At 67.5% G+C, this 23,179-nt stretch carries 15 protein-coding genes; 11 read left to right on the forward strand and 4 right to left on the reverse strand.

All coding sequences use genetic code 11. The annotated features are described in order from the left end of the window. Nucleotides 1-49: 49 nt before the first annotated feature. Entirely contained in the window at nt 50-3,304 is a 3,255-nt protein-coding gene (locus QMA07_RS01950) for a family 20 glycosylhydrolase (RefSeq protein ID WP_290159588.1), read from the reverse strand. After that, nucleotides 3,295-4,512 (reverse strand): alanine racemase, encoded by a 1,218-nt coding sequence (locus tag QMA07_RS01955; RefSeq protein ID WP_290159590.1) that lies wholly within the window; start codon nt 4,510-4,512, stop codon nt 3,295-3,297. Before QMA07_RS01955 ends, QMA07_RS01950 begins: the two co-directional genes overlap by 10 nt. 25 nt (nt 4,513-4,537) lie before the next feature. On the opposite strand from QMA07_RS01955, the gene QMA07_RS01960 reads away from it, so the two are divergent. Together QMA07_RS01960 and QMA07_RS01965 are read left to right on the forward strand one after the other, a co-directional pair. Further along, the gene (locus QMA07_RS01960; RefSeq protein ID WP_290159592.1) at nt 4,538-4,945 is read left to right on the forward strand and encodes a RidA family protein; all 408 of its coding nucleotides are present in this window, start codon (nt 4,538-4,540) and stop codon (nt 4,943-4,945) included. Nucleotides 4,946-5,047: 102 nt separating this feature from the next. After that, complete coding sequence (locus QMA07_RS01965; protein WP_290159593.1) at nt 5,048-6,562, forward strand: L,D-transpeptidase family protein; 1,515 nt, start codon at nt 5,048-5,050, stop codon at nt 6,560-6,562. 138 nt (nt 6,563-6,700) lie between these two features. On the opposite strand, the gene QMA07_RS01970 is transcribed toward QMA07_RS01965, so the two are convergent. Next, nucleotides 6,701-8,920 (reverse strand): NADP-dependent isocitrate dehydrogenase, encoded by a 2,220-nt coding sequence (locus QMA07_RS01970; RefSeq protein WP_290159595.1) that lies wholly within the window; start codon nt 8,918-8,920, stop codon nt 6,701-6,703. 179 nt (nt 8,921-9,099) lie between these two features. Here QMA07_RS01970 and QMA07_RS01975 point away from each other — a divergent pair, with 179 nt between their 5' ends. The 3 genes from QMA07_RS01975 (at nt 9,100) to QMA07_RS01985 (ending at nt 12,839) form a co-directional block, all read left to right on the forward strand. Further along, nucleotides 9,100-9,558: a GNAT family N-acetyltransferase gene (locus tag QMA07_RS01975; protein ID WP_290159597.1), complete on the forward strand. Its 459-nt coding sequence runs from the start codon at nt 9,100-9,102 to the stop codon at nt 9,556-9,558. A 110-nt stretch (nt 9,559-9,668) separates the two neighbouring features. Then, nucleotides 9,669-10,799, forward strand: coding sequence for an ROK family transcriptional regulator (locus QMA07_RS01980; protein WP_290159599.1), 1,131 nt, complete (start codon nt 9,669-9,671; stop codon nt 10,797-10,799). A gap of 15 nt (nt 10,800-10,814) precedes the next feature. Continuing rightward, complete coding sequence (locus tag QMA07_RS01985) at nt 10,815-12,839, forward strand: beta-galactosidase (protein WP_290159601.1); 2,025 nt, start codon at nt 10,815-10,817, stop codon at nt 12,837-12,839. Here the strand turns inward: QMA07_RS01985 and QMA07_RS01990 are convergent. Further along, the gene (locus QMA07_RS01990) at nt 12,799-13,770 is read right to left on the reverse strand and encodes an acetylxylan esterase (RefSeq protein ID WP_290159602.1); all 972 of its coding nucleotides are present in this window, start codon (nt 13,768-13,770) and stop codon (nt 12,799-12,801) included. The genes QMA07_RS01985 and QMA07_RS01990 overlap by 41 nt on opposite strands. A gap of 155 nt (nt 13,771-13,925) precedes the next feature. Here QMA07_RS01990 and QMA07_RS01995 point away from each other — a divergent pair, with 155 nt between their 5' ends. The 6 genes from QMA07_RS01995 to QMA07_RS02020 are packed head-to-tail and all read left to right on the forward strand — an operon-like array spanning nt 13,926 to nt 23,168. Next, nucleotides 13,926-15,236, forward strand: coding sequence for an extracellular solute-binding protein (locus tag QMA07_RS01995; protein ID WP_290159604.1), 1,311 nt, complete (start codon nt 13,926-13,928; stop codon nt 15,234-15,236). A 7-nt stretch (nt 15,237-15,243) separates the two neighbouring features. Next, nucleotides 15,244-16,182 carry a sugar ABC transporter permease gene (locus QMA07_RS02000; RefSeq protein ID WP_290159606.1) on the forward strand — a complete coding sequence of 313 codons (939 nt, stop codon included), beginning with the start codon at nt 15,244-15,246 and terminating at the stop codon, nt 16,180-16,182. Continuing rightward, nucleotides 16,172-17,113, forward strand: a complete 942-nt coding sequence (locus QMA07_RS02005; RefSeq protein ID WP_290159607.1) for a carbohydrate ABC transporter permease — start codon at nt 16,172-16,174, stop codon at nt 17,111-17,113. Before QMA07_RS02000 ends, QMA07_RS02005 begins: the two co-directional genes overlap by 11 nt. A gap of 3 nt (nt 17,114-17,116) precedes the next feature. Further along, the gene (locus tag QMA07_RS02010) at nt 17,117-19,432 is read left to right on the forward strand and encodes a glycoside hydrolase N-terminal domain-containing protein (RefSeq protein ID WP_290159609.1); all 2,316 of its coding nucleotides are present in this window, start codon (nt 17,117-17,119) and stop codon (nt 19,430-19,432) included. After that, nucleotides 19,429-21,738 carry an alpha-xylosidase gene (yicI, locus tag QMA07_RS02015; RefSeq protein ID WP_290159610.1) on the forward strand — a complete coding sequence of 770 codons (2,310 nt, stop codon included), beginning with the start codon at nt 19,429-19,431 and terminating at the stop codon, nt 21,736-21,738. Before QMA07_RS02010 ends, yicI begins: the two co-directional genes overlap by 4 nt. Next, nucleotides 21,735-23,168, forward strand: coding sequence for a GH1 family beta-glucosidase (locus QMA07_RS02020; RefSeq protein ID WP_290159612.1), 1,434 nt, complete (start codon nt 21,735-21,737; stop codon nt 23,166-23,168). Before yicI ends, QMA07_RS02020 begins: the two co-directional genes overlap by 4 nt. Nucleotides 23,169-23,179: the final 11 nt, after the last annotated feature.

Genomic DNA, 23,179 nt, shown 5'->3' on the forward strand with positions numbered 1-23,179 from the left:
TCGCAACCCCTGCCTCTGGTAGCACAGGGAGGGTTACGGAAACGTTACATTATGCCGAGAGTACCCCGTCGGCGGTGCCTTGAGTGCCGGACAAGCGCTCCACGAGGCCGGCCACGATCTGCTGCCTCGCGTCACGAGTGAGAGGCTTCCCCGGCACCCCAGGACGCCTCTGCGATGGCGTCGGACCGTCGAGAGGACGATACCGCACCCCCGTTTCGGCGAGGCGTCTGAGGTGGGTCGGGATTCTGCGGGCGAACCCCTCGTACGCGGGAGGTTCGCCGCCGTCCCACAGCCGCTCGGCGATCGCCGCGAGACGGGGAAACATCGCGAAATCGACACGGTCCCGCGTCGGGAGGTGCTCGGTCCACACGTTGGCCTGCCCGCCGGACGCGCCGTCCTCGATGCGCAGCGTATACGCCTGCTCGATCGGCAGCGGCGGCCCGACCCTGATGGGCTCCTCCCCCGACTCCGACTGCGGATAGTCGAGATACACCTCGAGGTCGGGACACGCGATCACGGGGATGCCGCGTCGCAGCGCCTCCCTCATGGCGACAGGGCCCCGCCACGCGAGGACCTCCACGCCGTCGGGGACGTCACCCTCGAGCACCTCGTCCCACGCGAGGGCGGTGCGTCCGCGGCTGCGGACGTGCGCCGCGAACTGCGCGGTGAACCACGGCTGCACGTCATGCGGAGTCGCCAGACCGAGCTCGCGCATCCGCTCGCGCGCAGCAGCGCTCTGCGCCCACTCGGTCACGGGGACCTCATCTCCGCCGATGCCGATCCAGGGAGAGTCGAAGAGGTCGCACAGCGCGTCGATCGCGGCTCGCCCGAAGGCGAGGGCGTCGTCCGTCGGAGCGAGAGTGCGCGGGTTCACGCCGAAGCGCGACCACGGCACCGCCACGGGCTCGCCGACGTCGGTGTTGCCGAGCTCGGGATACGCGGCGAGGCCCGCCTGGATGTGCCCCGGCAGCTCGACCTCGGGCACGACCGTCACGAATCTCTCGGTGGCGTAGGCGACCAGGCCGCGCAGCGCGGCATCGGTGTAGTACCCCTCGTGCAGCCCCGCCTCGACGGTGGCGCCCGGACCGTGGCCCAGCTGCGTCTCCTCGCGGCGAGCGCCCACCTGCGTCAGACGCGGGAAACCGGGCACCTCGAACCGCCAGCCCTGGTCGTCGGTGAGGTGAAGGTGCAGGTGCGTGAGGTGATGGTCGGCCATCAGATCGACAAGACGCTCGAGGTCCTCGACGGGGCGGAAGTGCCGCGCGACGTCGAGCATCACCCCCCGCCAGGCGTAGGCCGGTGCGGACTCCCAGACGCCCGCGGGGATCCGCGCACGATCGTCGCCCGGTTCGCGCAGCTGCCGCAGCAGGGTGACACCGCGGAACACACCGGTCGGGGTGGCACCGGCGACCTCGATCCCGTGGGCGGCGACCGTGACGCGGAAGGCCTCGTCGCTCACGCGCTCTCGGGCGAACGGCTCGTCGGCGAGGGACTCGTCGACGAGAAGAGTGATCGCGGGGGTCGAATCCGGAGCCCCGTGATGGCCGCCGAGCCGGGCCGCGCTCGGTGCGAGCGCGTCGGGGGCCGTGACCGGAGTGCGAGCCGTCCACTCGAAGGGGTCGGCGGCAGGGTCGATCACCGAGCGGATGTTCGGGACGGGCGCGCGATGGGCCGCAGGCGCCATCCTCAGAGCCCGGCCCGGCGTCGCGCCGCATGTGCGACCGGCCCGCACCACCGGCACACCGCCGACGATCACCTCGTCGATTCCGGTCGGCGCCCGGTGCGGTGCGTCGAAGGTCGCCCCCGCCGAGATGGTCTCGGGGTCGAACAGCACCAGATCGGCTGTCGCTCCCTCGCGGATCACGCCTCGGGGCGCGTCGCCCCGGTCGAGGCCCAGCCGCATCGCCGGCGTGCCGGACAGATGCCGCACGGCCTGTTCGAGCGAGAGGACACCGAGCTCGCGCACGTAGTGACCGAGATAGCGGGGGAAGGTTCCCCGGCCTCGCGGGTGCGGGCGGGCGCCGATCAGGATCCCGTCGCTGCCGCCGCAATGCCGCGGGTGCCGCATGATCGCGCGGACGTTGTCCTCGTCGCCGATGTGCATCAGGATGCCGGTCGCGCCGCCGTCTTCGAGGATCGTGTCCAGCACGACGTCGACGGCGCGTCTGCCCGACGAGGAGGCGATCTCCTCGACGGTGCGCCCGACGAGGTCTGCGAGGCCGGGCGCGGCGGTGCCGGAGATCTGGATCGCCGACCAGTCCGCGCGCTCACCGTGGAATCCGTCGCAGCCGATCTCTTCGAGTTCGACGCGCACGGACTCGCGTCCTGCCTCGTCGAGGGCGGCGAGGGTGGTCAGCAGGTCTCCGCTCTCGGCGAGCCTGCTCGGCAGCAGTGCGGCCAGAGTCGTGGCGCCGGGAAGGTAGGGGTAGGTGTCGAGAGTGACGTCGACGCCGTCGTCGAGTGCCTCGTCCACGAGCGCCAGCAACTCCGACGCGCGCCCGCGGTTCGGCGCGAAGTTCATCGTCGCGTGCGTCAGATGGATCGGACACCCCGTACGGCGCCCGATGTCGAGCGCCTCACGATAGGCGTCGAGGGCTCCCCCGCCGTAGCTGCGGGTGTGCGGCGCCCAGTACCCACCGCGCTCGGCGACGACGCGGCAGAGCGCCTCCAGCTCGGCGGTGTCGGCGTACATGCCAGGGGTGTACGTCAGCCCGCTCGACATCCCGAACGCTCCCGCGTCGAGCGCCTCGCCGAGGATGCCGGACATCTCCGCGATCTCCTCACCGGTCGCCGCGCGGTTCTCGTGGCCAACCACCATCATCCGCAGGTTGCCCTGAGGCACCAGGACGGCGGCGTTGGCCACCGACATCTCGTCGATCGCGGTGAGCAGGTCACCCATCGAGCGCCAGGGGGCAGTGGATGGCATGCCGTTCCAGCCGGCGATCTGAGCGGGGATCACCTGTGCTGCAGCATCGTCGAGCGGCGCGTAGCCGAGCCCGTCCTGGCCCAGCACCTCCGTCGTGACACCCTGCAGGATCTTGGCGTCGTGCCCGGCTCCCTGCAGCACCGCCAACTCGCTGTGCGCGTGCATGTCGATGAAGCCGGGAGACAGCACCTTCCCCGTGGCGACGATCTCGACCGCATCCCCGGGCAGCTCCAGAACGCGCTCGTCGCCCTCGCGGATCACCGCCACGATGCGCGATCCCTCGACGGCGACATCGGCGAGGAACCTCTCGGCGCCGGTGCCGTCGACCACGGTGGCACTGCGGTACACCCGCACCGGCTTCTCCGTGCTCAGAAGCATGTCGCGACCGCTCCGATCACGCGCGGGTCCGCCGCATCCGGGTCGTCGATCACCGCCACCACACGCCACTTGTCGAACGCCGTGCACGGGTGCGACAAGCCGAGGCGCACGACGTCGCCGACGGCGACACTCGCCCCCTCTGCGAGATCGAGGAACGCATGCTGGTCATTGAGGGCCGTGATCCTTCCGTCGACCGACTGAGGAACGGGCAGGTCGAGGTCGAACGGCACGTCGCGGCGCCCCGCATCCAGGAGTGCGAGCCCCTGCTCGGGGTGGGAGACGACGCGCGACCAGGCATGCATGGCAGATCGCAGAGGCGCCGTCGACGTCAGCGGGCCGAACGGCGACATGCGCGAATAGAAGCCGTCGTCGTGGATCTGGAACGCTCCTGATCGCAGCACGATGTCGGCGTCGTCGCGGTGCGGGGCCAGTATCGCCGCGGCCCGGTCGGGAAAGGCGCTGCCCCCGGCGCTGAGCACGGGGCGGACATCGGGTGGATATGCGAGGCGTCGATGCAGCTCGACCAGCGTCGACAGATAGGCGTCGACCGCCGTGACGGAAGCGTCTTCCCGGTCGGGGCCGAACGGACCCTCATATCCCGCTACGCCGGCGAGCCGCAGACCGGGTGCCTCGAGGATCGCCTGCGCGATGCGCTCGCCCTCCTCCACGCTGCGGGCTCCGGTGCGGCCGCCCCTGCCACCGAGCTCGACGAGCACCTCGAGCGCTCGGTCGGCTCCGCTGAGGGCGTCTGCGAGGATCTCGACGGTGCCGACGGAGTCCGCCCAGCACAGGATCCGGAGATCGCGATCCGCGCCCAGCAGTTCGCCCAGACGATGTGCGGCCGCGCCATCGGTGACCGAGTTCGCGATGAGCACCGTGGATGCTCCCGCCTCGACGGCGACCTCCGCCTGCCACGGCGTCGCGACCGAGATGCCCCACGCCCCCGCGTCGAGAAGTCGCTGCCAGAGCGCCGGCGCCATCGTCGTCTTGCCGTGCGGCGCGAGGAGCACGCCCTGTTCGTCCGCCCACGCGAAGACGGTCGACTCGTTGTGCGCGAGCGCGGCCTCATGCACCGTCAGCACCGGAGTCACGAGGTCGGAGAGGTGCAGACCCGCCCCGGCGACCTCCGAGAGCCGGAGCCCCGCGGATCGCGAAGGGAAACCCTTCGCCCAGGTGCCGAGAACAGGATCCGGGATTTGTAGAGGCATCTAACAAGGCTACTAGGCTGGCCTCATGACCGCGAAGATCCGAGTGTCGACCGACGCCGCCCCCGCCCCCGCCCACACCTTCTCGCAGGGCATCCGCAAGGGTCCGATCGTGCAGGTCTCCGGCCAGGGCCCCGTCGATCCCCAGACGAACGAGTATCTCTTCCCGGGCGATGTCGCCGCGCAGACCACGCGCACCCTCGAGAACGTGAAGGCGATCGTGGAGGCCTCGGGCGCGACGTTCGACGACGTCGTGATGCTACGCGTGTACCTGACCAAGCGCGAGGACTTCGCGATCATGAACGACGCGTACGGCGCCTTCGTGACCGCGCACACGACCAGCGGCATCCTGCCGTCGCGCACCACCGTCTTCACCGGCCTGCCGCGTGAGGAGATGCTCGTCGAGATCGACGGCCTCGCGGTCGTCATCGACTGACACGAGCGCGGTCTCCACAGGTCCACGGACCGTTGCCTCCCCGTTATACGCGATCGCGTAGCATATCGGTAAGGACACGCGAGAAACCGGGGGGTGATGTTCGTGACCGATCTGATCTCAGCGCAGGATGCGAAGACCGAGAAGCTGACCGAGGCGACCGCCTCCGGTGATCAGCCGCAGAACGTCGCGCCCGGCGACTCCGGCAATGCCCCCACCGACTCCCAGCCGCCGAGCAGCGGTGACCGGGAGCTCGCCTGGGCGCCGAACGAACCGGCACCCAAGAAGAGGCGTCTCGGCCTGTGGATCGGTCTCGGCGTGGGAGTCCTCGCCCTCGGCGCAGGCGCCGCATCGATGATCCTGATCGCCCCGGGCACCACGGTCGCCGGAATCCCCGTCGGCTGGCTCACTCCCGGTGCCGCCGCCGAGACCATCGAGGCTCATGTCGCCGAGACCGAGGTCACTCTCACCGGAGCCGGTGACGACATCGTCCTGTCAGGAGCCGACCTCGGCGTAGCGATCGACGCGAGCGCACTGGCCGACGCGGCCTTCGCGGAGCGTCCGCTCTGGAACGTCACCGCATGGATGGGCGACCCCGTCGCCGGCGAGATCACTCTCGACCCCGCCCAGGCGGAGTCCGCGCTGCGCGAGGCAGTGCCGACGAGCTTCGAGGACCCGGTCGACGCCGGAGTCGTCTTCGACGCCGCGGGCGGAGGCTATGCGATCACGCCTTCGGCACCGGGCACGGCCGTGGACGTCGACGGCCTCACCGACGCGATCATCGCGACGATCGCGGATGGCGGCAAGAGCCTCGAGTTCTCCGGCGCTCCGGCCGAAGCGACCCCCGCCGTCACCGACGACGATGCCTCGGCATTCGCCAACTCGCTGAACACGATGCTGGGTTCGATCGGCTTCTACATCGGCGAAGAGCGCACGGTTCCCGTCGATCCGGCCACCGCCTCGACCTGGTTCTCGGTCGTCGATGAAGAGGGCGAGCTGAGCATCGTCCCCGATGAAGCGGCGATCCAAGCGACGGTCGACGCGCTTCCCGCATCCGTCGACCGGGCACCCGTGAACGCGACGAACATCGTCGACTCCGGGGGCGAGATCCTTCGCACCGTCGCCGAGGGCACCAACGGCCGCGCGATCGGCGACACCTCGAACCTCGCATCCGACGTCGCCTCGAAGCTCGAGGCCGGCGAGGGCGTCTTCCCCATCGAGGTCACCGAGACCCCGTTCGAATCCGTCAATCTGAAGCGCAACATCGTGGTCGACCTCAGCTCGCAGACCACCACGCTCTACGAGAACGATGTCGCGGTCAGATCCTGGAAGATCTCGTCAGGAAAGTCGACCACGCCGACAGACACCGGCAACTTCCGGGTCTACGCACACCTCCGTGAGCAGGACATGAAGAGCCGCGAGCCGGACGGCTCCATCACCGAGACGCCGAACGTCCCCTGGGTCACGTACTTCAACGGTGACGAGGGATTCCACGGCACCTACTGGCACAACGACTTCGGCAATCCGCGCAGCCACGGCTGCGTGAACATGCCGATCGACGTCGCGCGCTACGTCTACGAGTGGTCCCCTGTGGGCCTCGAGGTCACGGTTCAGAACTGACCGGATGCGGCACCTTCGCGTGCCGCGCTGCCGCCGCCGTGCGGCCCTGCCACCCTGCCGCAGTCGAACGCGGTCGAGGCCCGAACCAGAAGAGGGGCCGGATGCTCGCGCATCCGGCCCCTCTGACGGTGATCCGTGTCAGCTCAGCGCGTCGACGATGCCGTTCAGCGTCGTCGACGGACGCATGACGGCTTCGACCAGTGCGTCGTCGGGGCGGTAGTAGCCACCGATCTCGACGGGCTTTCCCTGCACGGCGTTGAGCTCGGAGACGATCTTCTCCTCGTTCTCCGCGAGCCTGGCGGCGATCGGCGCGAACGACGCCGCGAGTTCGGGGTCCTTCGTCTGCGCCGCGAGCTCCTGCGCCCAGTACAGGCCCAGGTAGAAGTGGCTACCGCGGTTGTCGATCGTGCCGAGAGCACGACCGGGAGAGCGGTCTTCTTCGAGGAAGGTTCCGGTCGCGGCGTCCAGCGTCTCCGCGAGGACGCGGGCCTTCTCGTTGCCCGTGCGGTCTGCGAAGTGCTCGAGCGATGCGGCCAGCGCGAAGAACTCGCCCAGGGAATCCCAGCGCAGGTAGTTCTCCTCGACAAGCTGCTGCACATGCTTGGGCGCAGATCCTCCGGCGCCGGTCTCGAACAGTCCGCCGCCGGCGAGCAGAGGGACGATCGACAGCATCTTGGCGCTGGTGCCGACCTCGAGGATCGGGAACAGGTCGGTGAGGTAATCACGCAGCACGTTGCCGGTCACCGAGATGGTGTCGAGGCCATGACGCATACGCGCGAGCGTGTAGCGGGTGGCTTCTTCGGGGGCGAGGATCGTGATCGTGAGGCCCTTGGTGTCGAGCGTCGCGAGCCCCTGGTGCACCTTGGCGATGATCTGCGCGTCGTGCGAGCGGTTGGCGTCGAGCCAGAACACCGCAGGCACTCCAGAGGCGCGAGCGCGCGTGACGGCGAGCTTGACCCAGTCCATGACCGGGATGTGCTTGGTCTGGGTCGCACGCCAGATGTCGCCGGCGCCGACCTCGTGCTCGATCAGGACGGTGCCCTCGCTGTCGAGGACCTGGACCGTGCCGGGAGCGGCGATCTCGAAGGTCTTGTCGTGGCTGCCGTACTCCTCGGCCGCCTGGGCCATGAGCCCCACGTTCGGCACGGTTCCGATCGTGGCCGGGTCGAGCGGGCCGTTCGCGATCACATCGTCGATGACGGCCTGGTAGACGCTCGCGTACGAGGAGTCCGGGATCACTGCGAGGGTGTCGGCTTCGCCGCCGTCCTCGCCCCACAGCTTGCCGCCGTTGCGGACCAGCGCGGGCATGGAGGCGTCGACGATCACGTCGCTGGGCACATGCAGGTTCGTGATCCCCTTGTCGGAGTTCACGTACGAGACGCGCGGGCCCTCGGCGAGCGCGCGGTCGAAGGCTGCGGCGATCTCCTCGCCGCCGGCGATACCCCCGAGACCGGACAGGATCGACCCGAGGCCGTCGTTCGGGTTGAGACCCGCCTCAGCGAGCTTGTCGCCGTACTGAGCGAACACGTCCCGGAAGAAGACTCGCACGACATGACCGAAGATGATCGGGTCGCTGACCTTCATCATCGTGGCCTTGAGGTGCACCGAGTAGAGGATGTCGTCGTTCTTCGCCGTCTCCATCGTCTCGGCGAGGAAGGCATCGAGGTGCGCGGCCGAGAGGAACGTGGCGTCGATGATCTCGCGCGGGAGAACCTTGAGCCCTTCCTTGAGGATCGTCACGGTACCGTCAGCGGCGGTGTGACGGAAGCTCAGGACGTCGTCGTGGGCCGCGACCCAGGAGCGCTCGTTGTGCTTGAAGTCATCGTGACCCAGCGTCGCGACGCGTGTCTTCGAACCCTCCGCGAACGGCTTGTTGCGGTGCGGGTGCTTCTTGGCGTAGTTCTTGACGGCCAGAGGCGCTCGGCGATCGCTGTTGCCCTCGCGCAGCACCGGGTTGACCGCGGAGCCCTTGATGCGGTCGTAGCGTGCGCGGACGTCCTTCTCCTCGAGCGAGGTCGGCTCGTCCGGGAAGTCGGGGATGTCGTAACCCTGAGCCTGGAGCTCGGCGATCGCGCCCTTGAGCTGCGGGATCGAGGCAGAGATGTTCGGGAGCTTGATGATGTTCGCCTCGGGGAGCGTCGCGAGTCCGCCGAGCTCGGCGAGCGAGTCGCCCACCTGCTGCTCGGGGGCGAGCTTCTGCGGGAATGCGGCGAGGATGCGTCCGCCGAGCGAGATGTCGCGGGTTTCGACCTCGATGCCCGCCTGCCCCGTGTAGGCCTTGATGATCGGCAGGAGGGAGGCTGTGGCGAGAGCCGGAGCCTCGTCCGTGTAGGTGTAGATGATGGCGTCGTCGGTCACCAGGAGGTTCTCCGTTCGCGAGGGCATATTTGTCTCGATACCAAGATACCTGAGGCGCTCCCGGCGCACGTTCGCCTCGAGGAGGCGTCGACATCGACTTCCGGCATCCCGCGCACCGGAACCCCTGACGAAAGTCGAGGTTTCTGCGCGGGATCGCTGGGAGGGGCTAGCCTGTGACTATGTCCGAACTGCGCATGGTCGAACTCTCCGCTGCGACGATCGTCGCGGTGAACAACCTGTCGCTCAAGCCCGGACAGGAGCAGTTCCTCGCTCCGGTGTCCTACGGCATCGCAGCGACGGTCATCAACCCGCAGACCTCCTGGCAGCGGGTCGTCCTCGAAGACGACCAGGTCGTCGGGTTCGTCAGTGCGAACTTCGACGTCGAAGCTCCGGAAGAGCACTTCCGCTCGGTGCTGTGGCGCATCAACGTCGACGCGGAGGGCCAGGGCAAGGGGGTCGGCCGCTTCGCGGTCGAGAGCCTGATCGAAGAGGCCCGCGCACGCGGCTTCGATCACGTCAACGTCATCTACGAGGCCGGAGAGGACGGCCCAGAGGCGTTCTTCCTGCGAGTCGGGTTCACCCCCGTCGGCGAGACCGAGTACTCAGAGGTCATCGCCCAGATCCGCATCGCTTCGTAGACCGGCGGCGGGGTCTCGAATCCCTCCCCCATCGAGGCTCCGTCGCCCTCGGTCGTCTATTTCGTACCGCGCTGAAACAAAATAGCGCAATACGGCGCTAAGCTCTCATCATGCTTCACACGCCGAGTTGGTCCTGGCCGACCCTGCACGATGCGCAACGCAGCGTACTGCTCGAGGTCCTCATGCACGGATCGCGTTCACGCGCGGAGCTGGCGCACCGCACCGGGATGTCCCGCGCATCTCTCTCGCGACTGTCGCGGGATCTCGTCGATCTGGGCTTCGTCACCGAAGGCGAGGCACAGGCACGCCCCGGGCGCGGACGCCCTTCGGAGACCCTCCGAGTGCGCGCGGACGCCGCCCAGTTCGCGGGCTTCAAGCTCACCGGCGACGCGCTGTACGCCGCCGTCGTCGACCTTTCTGCGACCGTCATCGACACCGTGGAGCATCCGCTGCCGTCCCGTGAGATCGACGATGTCGTCGATCTCATCGGCCGCGTACTAGAGGAGATGAAGCCCGCCCACCCCCGCATCTCGGCCGTCGGGGTGTGCCTGGCGGGCGACGTGGTCGGAGCGGAGGGACATCGACGAATAGTCGGATCGCACTTCCTGGGCTGGGAGAACGTCCCCCTCGCCGACCTCGTCAGGGCCCGCACGGGACTGGCGACCGAGATCGGCAACGATGTGCAGTCACTCACCGCCGCCCATCATTGGTTCGGCGCGGGCAAGGGGGCGAGTTCGCTCGCTCTGATCGGTCTGGGAGCAGGCATCGGCGCAGGCCTCGTCGTGGGCGACGAGCCCATCAGAGGAGCACACGGACATCCGGGCAAAGTCGGACACCTGCGCGTCTCCGACTCGGGGCCGACCTGCGACCGCGGGCACGTGGGATGCGTCTCGGCGTTCGTGACGATCCCGGCGGTCGAGCGCGCGCTCGAGGGACTCCCGTTCGAGGAGATACTCCGTCGGGCCTCCGAGGGCGACGAGGAATGCTCCGTCGTCGTCGGCGCTGCGCTCAGAGCGCTCGGAGTGGTGATCGCGAACCTCGTCTCGATCGTCGACATCGAGAAGGTGATCATCACCGGCGAGGGCTTGCCGATCGCGGCCGCCTCTCCCGGGCTTCTCAACGCCGCTGTCGCGGAGGCACTCGACCCGGCGGCTGAAGCCCCGCCGATAGACCTGCACCCTTTCCAGTTCGCAGACTATGCCTGGGCGGCCGCTGTCAGTGCGGTCCGACTCGTGCTCTGACCCGCCGAGGATCCGATGTCGCATCACTCCCGCTTCTCTCCCCGATCGCTTCTCTTCGGCGGCGACTACAGCCCCGAGCAGTGGCCCGAGTCGGTCTGGCGCGAAGACGTCGCCCTCATGCGCGAGGCCGGGGTCAACATCGTCACCCTCGGGGTCTTCTCGTGGGGGCTGCTGGAGGTGGACGACGACCGGTGGGACTGGGACTGGTTCGACCGCATCATCGACCTCCTCTCGAACGAAGGCATCTCGATCGACCTCGCGACGCCGACCGCCTCCCCACCCATCTGGTTGCACAGGGAGCATCCGGAGATCCTCCCCGTCGACCGACGAGGAATCAGATACCACCAGGGCGGACGCCTTCAGTGGTGCCCCAGCCATCCGGTGTGGCAACGATACGCGCGACGAATCGCCGAGCGCCTCGGTGAGCGTTACGGCGCTCACCCGTCGGTGACGATGTGGCACGTCAGCAACGAGCTGGGGGGCGGGAACCGTCGTTGCTATTGCGCGGCCTCTACGTCGGCATTCCGCGTGTGGCTCGAGAACCGATACGAACACATAGACGCCGTGAACTCCGCCTGGGGAACGGCATTCTGGGGGCACCGGTACCGCCGTTTCGACGACGTGACCGCTCCCCTCGACAGTGAGTCCGCACAGAATCCGTCTCTGCTCCTCGACTTCGACCGGTTCAGCTCGGACGCCCTGCTCGGACAGTTCAGGCTCGAGCGCGATGCGCTGCGCGATGCAGGAGTCACCACGCCCATCACCACGAATCTCATGGTGTCACCCTCGGGGAGCGTCGCGGACTACGCATCGTGGATCGACGATCTGGACGTGGTCGCGATCGACCACTACACGATCGCCGAGGACCCCCGCAGGGAGCGAGAGCTGGCGTTCGTCGCCAGTCGCACGCGCGGCCTCGACCCCTCTCGTCCGTGGCTGGTGATGGAGCACTCGACCTCCGCGGTGAACTGGCAACGACGCAACGCGCCCAAGTCGCCGGGCGAGATGATCCGCAACAGTCTCCAGCACATCGCCCACGGCTCGGACGGAGCGCTGTTCTTCCAATGGCGGGCTTCGGCTTCCGGGGCCGAGCAGTTCCACTCGGCCATGGTGCCGCACGCCGGCAGCGATTCGAGGCAATGGCGGGAGGTGGTCGAGCTCGGCCGGCGGCTCGCGCAGCTCGACGAGCTGACAGGAAGCCTCGGCGAGAGGTCCGAGGTCGCGATCCTCGTCGACGACGTCTCGCTCTGGGCCTGGCACGCGGGCCAGAAACCCCTGCACGATCACCCGATCCACGAGGACGCCCGACAGTGGTTCGACGTCCTCTCTGCGCGCGGTTTCGGTCCGGACGTCGTTCCCCCCACGTCCGACCTCACAGGACGCTCACTCATCGTCGTTCCGTCGCTCTACCTCGTCACCGACGCCACGGTTGCTGCGATCGAGGCCGTGGTCCGGAGCGGGTCGACAGTGGTCATCGGTCCGCTCTCGGGCATCGTCGACGCCGACAGCCGGATCCGGGTCGGGGGGTACCCCGGGGCGTTCCGAGACATGCTGGGCGTCGTCGGGGAGGAGCTGGTGCCCCTGCTCGACGGTGAACAGCTGCTCCTGTCGTCGGGTGCGCAGATGGCCGACATCTCCGCACGTCTCAGAACGACGGCGGCCGACGTGGTCGAGGTCCACCGCGGCGGTGATCTCGACGGACTCCCGGCGATCACGCGCCGCGCCGTCGGCGCCGGGGCGGCCTGGCACATCTCAGGCCTCGTCGGCGCGGGGTTCGACGACCTGGTCGACCGCATCACGGGCGACGCCGGGCTCGTGCGTCGCCTCCCCTCCTCCGACGACATCGAGGCGGTCAGACGCGTGTCCGCCGACGGCTCGTGGCTGTTCCTGATCAATCACGGCACCACGGATGCAGTCGTCCCGGCCGATGGTACGGATCTGATCTCCGGAGAGAGCGCCGACGGACGGTTCGCCCTGCCTGCGGGCGACGTCGCCGTCATCAGGGAGCGAGTCGAGAAGCGAGCCACTCGGCCTGTCTGACCCACTGATGGGTCTGGCCACCCTCATGTCCGTTGTACTCGTACACGGTGATCTCGCGTTCCTCGGCCGCGAGGTGATTGAAGGCGGCGAAGACGCTGGACGGCAGGACTATCCCGTCCATCAGCGCGACAGAGAAGAGCGTCGGGGCGGTGATGCGACGCGCGAAATTGACTCCGTCGAAGTACGAGAGGGTGTGGAAGACGCGCTCGTCCTGATCTCGATGCACCGCGAGATATCGCGTGATCTCCTGAAACGGCTGATCGGGCGTGAGCTGCACCGATCGACGGAAGTGGCACAGGAACGGGACATCAGGCATCACTGCGACGAGATCGGGAACGAGTGCGGCCACTGCCAAGGCGATCCCCCCGCCCTGGCTCGCACCGGAGACGGCGATGCGAGTTGCGTCGACGAAGGGCATCAGGCGCACCGCATCGACCAGACGCACACCGTCTGTGAACAGTCGACGATAGTAGTAGTCCATCGGATCGCTGATGCCGCGGGTCATGAACCCGGGCACGGACGCTGCGGAACCGTGCGGGTCGGGCGTGTCTCCGCCGGTGCCCCACCCGCTCCCCTGGCCCCGCGTGTCCATGAAGACGTGGACGAATCCGGCTGCGGCCCACTGGAGCTTCTCACCCGCGACGCCGCGCCCGCCGTTGTAGCCGTTGTATTCGATGACGACCGGAAGAGGGCCGGCGACATGGGGGCGCGTGACCCAGGCCTTCACCGGCTCTCCACCGAACCCGGGGAACGTCAGATCCTCGACGATGAGTTCTCGGATCGGCGTCCGCGCCGGCACCAGCGTCGCTTCGCCTCCGGCCGCGCGCGCCTCGTCGACCGTCTGCTGCCAGAAGCTGTCGAAGTCGACGGGTTCGGCCACCTCGGGTCGGTATTCGCGGAGCTGCTCCAGGGGCAGGTCGGTCAACGGCATCGTTCCTCCTCGACATACATCGGATCAATTTCAGATTCTCGCTTGACTTTATGTTTCAGCAAAATACAAAATAGCACCACCACCCTTTGACCCGGCTCCTCCTGGCGATGAAGCCCCCTGGGTCACCGACACCGCCGTCTGAAAGGAACCGTCCCATGACATCGATCCGCCACCGCAAGCGGACCGCCGCACGTTGGGCCGCCGCGCTGCTCGCTCCCGCGCTCGCCGTCTCCGCTCTCTCCTCCTGCGCAGGAGGGCCTGCCGATGACGCCGCGGGCGAACCCGTGACGATCGACTTCTGGGGTTGGGTCCCTGGACTCGAAGACCTCGTCGCCCAGTGGAACGACGAGAACGAGGACATCCAGGTCGACTTCCACCGGATGACCGGCGACGACGGGCAGAAGGTCGAGGCCGCGGTCGACGCCGGCCAGGGCCCTGATCTGGTTCAGCTCTCGACCCACACGCTGCCGGAGTACGTGATCACCGAGCGCGTGGTCGACATCACCGACTACGTCTCCGAATACGCCGACGACTACACCCCGGCCTCCTGGTCGGCCGTCTCGTTCGACGGTCGCGTCTTCGGCATCCCGCAGGGAATCGGCCCCGCCGGAACCATGTACCGCACCGACATCTTCGCCGAGTACGGACTCGAATTCCCCGAGACGTGGGACGAGTACCTCGAGGCCGCTCGCACCCTGAAGACCGCGAACCCCGATCTGCATATCGCGAACCTCTCTCCGGGCGAGATCGGTCAGTGGGCGCAGGAGATCCAGCAGGCTGAGAGCAGCTGGTACGGGATCGACGGCGATGCCTGGACTGTCGGAGTGAACGACGAAGGCAGCCAGCTCGTCGCAGAACGCTGGCAGACCCTCCTCGACGAGGACCTCGTCACCACCGAGCTGATGTGGACGCCCGAATACTGGGCTCTCGTCAACAGCGGGAAGATCGCGACGATCACCTACGCTGCATGGTTCCCGAGCATCCTCGCCGAGAACACCGCAGACCTCACGGAGAAGTGGAGTGTCGCCTCGATGCCGAAGAACGCCGGCTCCGAGAACTCCGGCGACTCGGGCGGTGCGGCCGTCGTCGTTCTGAAGAACACCGAGAACGCCGAGGCCGCTGCGAAGTTCGCGGCCTGGTTGAACGGTTCGGACGACACGCAGGAAGCACTGATCACCGTCGGCGGACTCTTCCCCTCCACCACGAACGGACTGGAATCGCCTGCGCTGCGACAGGAATCCGAGTTCTACGGCGGCCAGGTCATCAACGACGTCTTCATCGAGTCCGCCAAGCAGACTCCGGACACCTGGGTCGAGGGTCCCAACTACGGCACGATCCAGACCGCGCTCCTCGACGAGTTCGCGAAGGTGGTCGCGGGCCAGCAGACCTTCCTCGAAGCGCTCGACATCGCACAGGCCGCCGGAGTCGCCGATCTCGAATCGCGCGGCCTCAGCGTCTCGGAGTGACCTGGTCGTGACCACCACATCCGCCTCGTCCTCCCGGCGCCGGTTCTCCGGCGCCGGGAGGCCATGGATCCCGTACGCGTTCGTCGCCCCCTTCGTGATCCTGTTCCTCGTCTTCCTCGTCGCACCGATCGTGGTCGGCGTGGTCAACAGCCTCTTCTCCCGACAGTCGAGCGGTCTCGGATTCGGCGGGTCCAGCATCGAGTTCGCCGGCCTCGACAACTTCTTCCGGGCGTTCGCCGACCGCGACTTCCTGCTCGGATTCCCGAAGGTGCTGCTGTACGGTGCCGTCCAGGTGCCGGTCATGATGGTCATCGCCGCCACCCTCGCCCTGCTGTTCGACACGGCACTGGTGAAGGCCAAGCGGTTCTTCCAGTTCGCCCTCTTCCTGCCCTACGCAGTCCCCAGTGTGATCGCGGCCCTGCTCTGGGGGTTCCTGTACCAGCCCTCGGTCAGCCCGATCCTGCAGTTCCTCTCATCTCTGGGAATCGACGCGAACCTGCTCGGTCCGGGAACGGTGTGGTGGTCCATCGGGAACATCAACCTGTGGTCGCTGATCGGGATCAACATGATCATCCTGTTCGCGGCGCTGCAATCGGTGCCACGAGAGATGTACGAGGCGGCGCGCATCGACGGCGCCGGCGAGATCCGCACGGCACTGCAGATCAAGCTGCCGATGATCGCTCCCGCGGTGCTGCTGACCACCCTGTCGTCCGTCATCGGCACTCTTCAGCTGTTCAACGAACCGCAGGTCCTCCAGTCGATCACCTCGAACATCCCGAGCGACTTCACCCCGAACATGGCGATCTATGCGGCATCCACTCTCGGCAAGGACCCGAACCTCTCGTCCGCGATGGCTGTGATCCTCGGCCTCGCGACCCTGATCGTGTCCCTCATCCTGCTCGCCGCGAACAGGCGAACGACGAAGGCGGCCTCCGATGGCATCTGACACTCTCACGTCCACTGCCGCTCTGAACACCCGCACTGCGGTCACCATAGATTCGCCTCGACGCCGACGCTCGACATTCGTGAACGGCGATCGGGTGCACCGCGGATGGATGGTCCTCGTGACCGCGGTGATGGTGATCGTCGCCGCGTACTTCCTCATCCCCGTGCTCTGGCTCGTCATCGCCTCGACGAAGTCGACCGGCGATCTCTTCTCCACCCCCGGCTTCGCCTTCGCCGACTGGCACCTCTGGGAGAACCTCGCCGCGCTCAGCTCCTACGACGGCGGCATCTTCTGGCGGTGGAGTCTGAACTCGATCATCTACTCGGTGATCGGATCGGCCTTCACCACGCTCGTGTGCGCGGTGACCGGCTACGCCCTGGCCGTGTATCGCTTCCGTGGCCGAAGCACCCTGGTCGCAGTGATCCTCGGCAGCCTGCTCGTCCCCGGCACCGTCATCGCGCAGCCGACGTATGTGCTGCTCGTGGGCATGGGATTGAACAACACCTATCTCGGTCTGCTGCTACCCGCGCTGGTCTATCCGTTCGGCGTGCTGCTGTGCTTCATCTACGCGCAATCCTCCGTCCCTCATGAGCTCATCGAGGCCGCTCGGCTCGACGGAGCAGGCGAGTTCCGCATCTTCGGCACAATCGGTCTGCGCCTGATGTCGACCGGAATGGTGACGGTTCTCCTGTTCGCATTCCTCGGCAGCTGGAACAGCTACATCCTGCCGCTGCTGGTGCTCACCGATTCGTCCCTCATGCCGCTCACCGTCGGACTCACCGGATGGAGCCAGGCATCGATCACGATCCCCGGCCTCCAGATCCTCACAGTCGTCGGCTCACTCGTATCGGTCATCCCGATCGCGATCGTCTTCCTGTCGCTCCAGCGGTTCTGGCGAGCGGGGCTCACCGCAGGAAGCGTGCGCGGCTGATCCATGAGCAGCATCATCCTCTCGGGAACGGCCGACCGGTGGCTGGAATGCCTTCCGCTCGGGGACGGGCGCATCGGGGTCATGACGAACGGCGGCGCGGCGCAGACCCTGATGCACGTGAACGATCACGCCGCCTGGTCCGGTTCGCCGGAGAGCGAGGCCGTCTCGGGGCTGCTCCGGGCCGACGAATGCTCACGACTGCTCGCGCAGGCGAGAGCGTCGATCGAGGCCGGCGACCCCGTCGCCGCCGAGGGTCCGTTGCGAGCGATGCAGACCTCCTACGCGCAGTCTTATCTGCCACTGGGCGACGTGCTCATCACCGTCGAGGGCGCGGCCGACTGCCCGGAATCGGTTCGGAGGTCTCTCGACCTTCGATCCGGCATCCATCGCTCTCGCGACGAAGAAGTCGAGACGACGACGTTCGTGGACTCCGAGAACAGTGTCGTCGTGCACGTGATCTCCTCCGCACGGCCGGTTCACACGACACTCACCTCCCCTCTGCGTGGTCTCGACGGCGCGCCGGCCAGAACGGAACGAAGAGGCGGCGACGATGTCCTGCTCCTGCGCCTGCCGAGCGACGTCGCACCGGGGCACGAGCCCGATCTCCCTGCCGCACAGTGGAACGGCCGCGCGCTCGAGGCGGCGCTCGTGGCGCGGGTGCTGCGCGGCGCAGAACGCACGGTGGTGCTCGTCGCGACCGCCACCACGTTCGGCGGGCACGCGACCATCGTCGGCACCGCGGCTGATGCGCTGACCGACGCCACCCGGCGACTCGACGCCGTCGCCGCGCACGACGTCGACGCCGTGCGCCGGGCGGCGTCGACGAGGATGCAGGAGCTGCTGTCGTCGGTGGCGCTGCGCCTCGGGGCGCCCGATCCCGTCGATGAGGCGACGGTCGACACATCAGCCCGTCTCGCTCGGGCACGCGCAGATGATCGCGGCGTCCTCGCCAGCGACCCCGGCCTCGTGTCACTGCTCTTCGACTACGGGCGATACCTGCTCGTCTGCTCCTCGCGGCCAGGCGGACTGCCCTCGACCCTGCAGGGCCTGTGGAATGCAGAGATGCGACCCCCCTGGGGCAGCGCCTACACCCTCAACATCAACACCCAGATGAACTACTGGGGCGCGCAGGTCACCGATCTGTCGTCACGCATGACGCCGCTCACGGATCTCACCATCGACCTCGCGGAGGCAGCAGCTCCCCATACTCGGCGACTGTACGACGCACCGGGCTGGACCGTTCACCACAACACCGATCTCTGGCTCTACTCCACGACGCCAGGACGGGGCGCGGGGGATCCGCGGTGGTCCTTCTGGCCGCTCGGCGGCGCATGGCTCGCGACGCTGCTCACCGAGTCATGGGACTTCGGCGCTGCCTCCGTCGACGACCTCGACCGCGTGTGGCCCACACTTCGCGGAGCCGCGGAGTTCGCTCTCGCCTGGCATCACGACGACGGCACGTCACCGGCGACCTCACCTGAGAATGCGTTCCTGACGGACGACGGTCGCTCCGCGTCGCTCGCGAGGACATCGACGATGGATCTGGCGCTCGTTCGATCCGTCCTGACGCGCACGGTCCGTGCCGCCCACGTGCTCGGACGACAGGACGACGACATCGCGCGTGCCTCCGCCGCACGTCTGGTCGACCTGCCCGATCAGCCGTCCGTCACGGAAGACGGCACCATCGTCGAATGGGATGCAGCTCGCCCTGAAGAGGACCCGCACCACCGTCACGTCAGCGCGCTGTTCGGACTGTTCCCCGGCGAGGAGCGATGGGATGCGCGACGCCGGGCCGCAGCTGCGGCGACCCTCGAACGTCGCGGGGACGACTCCAGCGGCTGGTCGCTCGTGTGGAAGCTCGCACTGTGGACGCGCCTGGGTCGCCCGGAACGTGTCGGCGCGCTGATGGAGCTGGCTCTGCGTGATGCTGAAGAGGTCACCGGCCCGTGGGCCGGCGGTCTCTACCCGAACCTCTTCGCGGCGCATCCGCCTTTCCAGATCGACGCCAATCTCGGCTTCGTCGGCGCTGTCAGCGAGGCGCTCCTGCAGTCCCACGACGGGATCCGGCTATTGCCCGCCCTTCCCGAAGAGCTCGCCGACGGGAGCGTGACGGGCCTCATCGCCCGTCCCGGCATCGTCGTCGACATCGAGTGGCTGAACGGCCGGCTCGTCAACGCGCGGCTGCGTGCACGCCATGAGCGTGCCGCCGGGTCGCACACCGTGCACTGGGGCGATCGCCGCCTCACCGTCCGCATCGACACGACGCATGACACTGTGCTCGATGCTCTCTCTTTCCCCACCGAGGAGGTAAGCCCGTGAGATTCACCGACGGGTTCTGGCAACTGCGTGAAGGCGTGTCCGCCCTGTACGCGCGCGAAGCGCACGACATCGACGTGCGCGACGACGCACTCGTCGTCTCCGCGCCGACGAAGGTCATCGAGACTCGGGGCGACACCCTCAACCGACCCGTTCTGACGGTCACGCTGACCGCACCGCTCGCGGGCATCATCGGCGTTCTGATCGAACACCACATCGGGGGCCTGCCTCATGAAGGCTTCGATCTCCCCGGCATCGGAGACGACTCGGCCTCCCCCACGATCGTCATCGACGCCACCGGAGGCGCGATCACCAGTGGAGACCTCACTGCCAGGGTGCGGCATGGCGCTGGTTGGTCGCTCTCGTTCGAGAGTGGTGGGCATGTGCTGGCCAGCTCAGACGAGAGCTCCATCGCGATGATCGACGTCGACCCCTCGGTCGCACTCGACGGGCAGCTCGAAGATCAGCTGCGGCGACACCGCGGCGGCGGTGCACAGCGCTATATGCACCAGCAGCTCTCGCTCGGGGTGGGTGAACTCGTCTACGGCCTCGGCGAGCGCTTCGGCCCGCTGGTCAAGAACGGCCAGTCCATCGAGACCTGGAACGCCGACGGCGGAACGTCGAGCGAACAGGCCTACAAGAACGTCCCGTTCTACGTCACGAACCGCGGATACGGTGTCCTCGTCGATCACCCCGGCCATGTCTCCTTCGAAGTCGGCTCGGAGAACGTGGAGCGCGTGCAGTTCGCGGTCGCCGGTGAGCGGCTGCAGTACTACGTCATCGCCGGAACCGGCCAGCGAGAGGTGTTGGAGCGCTACACGGCGCTGACCGGTCGCCCGGCGCTTCCGCCCGCATGGTCGTTCGGCACCTGGCTGTCCACCAGCTTCACGACCGACTACGACGAGAAGACCGTCACCGGCTTCATCGATGGTTTCGCCGAAAGAGACCTGCCGTTGTCCGTCTTCCATTTCGACTGCTTCTGGATGCGCGAGTTCAACTGGTGCGACTTCGAGTGGGATCCGCGAGTCTTCCCCGACCCCGAAGGGATGCTTCACCGACTTCACTCACGAGGGCTGAAGGTCTCGGTGTGGGTCAACCCGTACATCGGTCAACGCTCGCCGCTGTTCGAGGAGGCCCGGAGCGCCGGCCACCTTCTTCGTCGGCGCGACGGCACGGTGTGGCAATGGGACATGTGGCAGGCGGGCATGGCGATCGTCGATTTCACCAACCCCGACGCGCGCCGGTGGTACCAGGAGAAGCTGCGGCGACTGACGGCCCAAGGCGTCGACACCTTCAAGACCGACTTCGGCGAGCGCGTTCCGCTCGACGTCGTGTGGCATGACGGCAGTGCTCCTGAGGGCATGCACAACCGCTTCGCGCAGCTTTACAACGAGGCGGTGTTCGAGGTGCTCCAGGAGCGCGGGGAGGGCGATGCCGTCGTCTTCGCACGTTCTGCGACCGTGGGCGGGCACCGGTTTCCCGTCCACTGGGGCGGGGACAGCGCCTCGACCTTCGTGTCGATGGCAGAGACCCTGCGCGGAGGTCTTTCTCTGGCCTTCGGCGCCTTCGGATTCTGGAGTCACGATATCGGAGGGTTCGAGGGCACGCCCGACCCCGCCGTCTTCAAACGATGGACTGCCTTCGGATTCCTGTCCAGCCACAGCAGGTTCCATGGGTCGCGTTCGTACCGTGTGCCGTGGGCCTTCGACGACGAAGCGGTCGAGGTCACACGGGTCTTCTCCCAGCTGAAGATGCGATTGATGCCCTATCTCTATGCAGCAGGCAAGGAGTCGGCACGTTCCGGTGTACCGGTGATGCGGCCGATGCCACTGGCATTCCCCGACGACCCGGCTGCGGCCTATCTCGATAGGCAGTACATGCTCGGCGCGGATCTGCTGGTCGCCCCGGTGTTCACCGCCGACGGGGACGTCGAGTTCTACCTCCCCGCGGGAGGCTGGACGCACCTGCTCACCGGGGAACGAGTGACAGGGGGCGGATGGCGACGCGAGCGGCATGGATTCACCAGTCTCCCCCTCTACGTTCGAGACGGTGCCGTGCTGCCGTTGTCTGCGCACGCGGACCGCCCCGACGCCGATTGGCTGAAAGGTCTCGAACTGAGGATCTTCGGGGATCCGGACGACGCGACGATCGTGGTCGACAACCCGGCGGGCGACAGTGCGGAATACTCGGTCGTGAAGGACGAAACCGGCTACTCGGCATCCACACAGTCGAGCGATGCGTTCAGCATCGCCATCGCAACAGGGCCCGCGACAGCGGCCTCCCACGGAAAGGCCCGCATCACACGATGACTCTCTCCCCCACTGACGACTACCGCGGATCCGGACTCGTCCTTCCCGAGGGCTTCACATTCGGATCGGCGACCGCCTCGTACCAGATCGAGGGCGCGGCCGACGAAGACGGTCGGACGCCGTCGATCTGGGACACGTTCAGCAAGACGCCGGGTAAAGTCTGGAACGGTGACAGCGGCGATGTGGCCTGCGACCACTACCACCGCGTCGACGAGGACCTCGATCTGATGTCGGACCTCGGGCTTCAGGCGTACCGCTTCTCGATCGCCTGGCCGCGGATCGTGCCCGCGGCAGACGGCCGCATCAACCAGACGGGCATCGATTTCTACTCTCGTCTCGTCGACGGACTGCTCGAGCGCGGCATCAAGCCGGTGGCGACCCTCTATCACTGGGACCTCCCCCAGTACCTCGAAGACGCGGGCGGGTGGACCTCCCGGTCGACGACCGATGCCTTCGAGCGATACGCGTCGATCATGGGCGCGGCGCTCGGCGACCGGGTGCACACCTGGACGACGCTCAACGAGCCCTGGTGCTCTGCCTATCTGGGATACGGGCAGGGCGGGCACGCGCCGGGCCGCCACGAGCCGGCATCTGCTCTGGCCGCCGTGCACCACTTGAACCTCGCGCACGGGCGCGCTGTTCAGGCGCTCCGCGCCACCTCGACCGGCGACCCCGACTACTCGGTGACGCTGAACTTCCACGTGCTGCGCGGGGTCGGCGATGGAGCTGGCGAGGCCATGCGCCGAATCGACGCTCTGGCGAATCGCGCCTTCACGCATCCGATGCTGCGCGGCGAGTACCCGGCGGATCTCCTCGAGGACACGGCCTCGGTCACGGACTGGTCGTTCGTGCACGACGGCGATCTCGCCGCCGTCCATCAGCCGATCGATGTACTCGGAGTGAACTACTACTCCACCGCGACGGTGCGGCTCTGGGACGGAGTCTCGGAGAAGCAGCAGAACGACGGACACAAGGGTACCGCCGGGGGCACCGCGTGGCCGGGCAGCGATCAGTTGGTCGAGTTCGTCGAGCAGCCGGGTCCCTACACGGCGATGGGATGGAACATCGCGCCCGAAGGGCTCGAAGAGCTGCTCGTGTCGCTGTCGGAGCAGTTCCCCGAGCAGCCGCTGATGGTCACCGAGAACGGCGCCGCGTTCGATGACGAGGTCGCTGACGACGACACAGTGCCGGACCCCGAGCGCACCGACTATCTGCGACGCCATTTCACTGCCGCGCATCGTGCGATCCAGCAGGGCGTCGACCTGCGCGGATACTTCGTGTGGTCGCTGCTCGACAACTTCGAGTGGGGCTACGGCTATGCCAAGAGGTTCGGCATCGTTCGAGTGGACTTCGACTCGCTCGAACGCACCGTCAAGGACTCGGGGCACTGGTATCGCGAGCTCATCGCGTCACGCACGATCGGGGCCTGACCCTTCAGATG

The sequence above is a fragment of the Microbacterium sp. APC 3901 genome (assembly GCF_030407765.1).
In the GTDB taxonomy this organism is placed as follows: domain Bacteria; phylum Actinomycetota; class Actinomycetes; order Actinomycetales; family Microbacteriaceae; genus Microbacterium.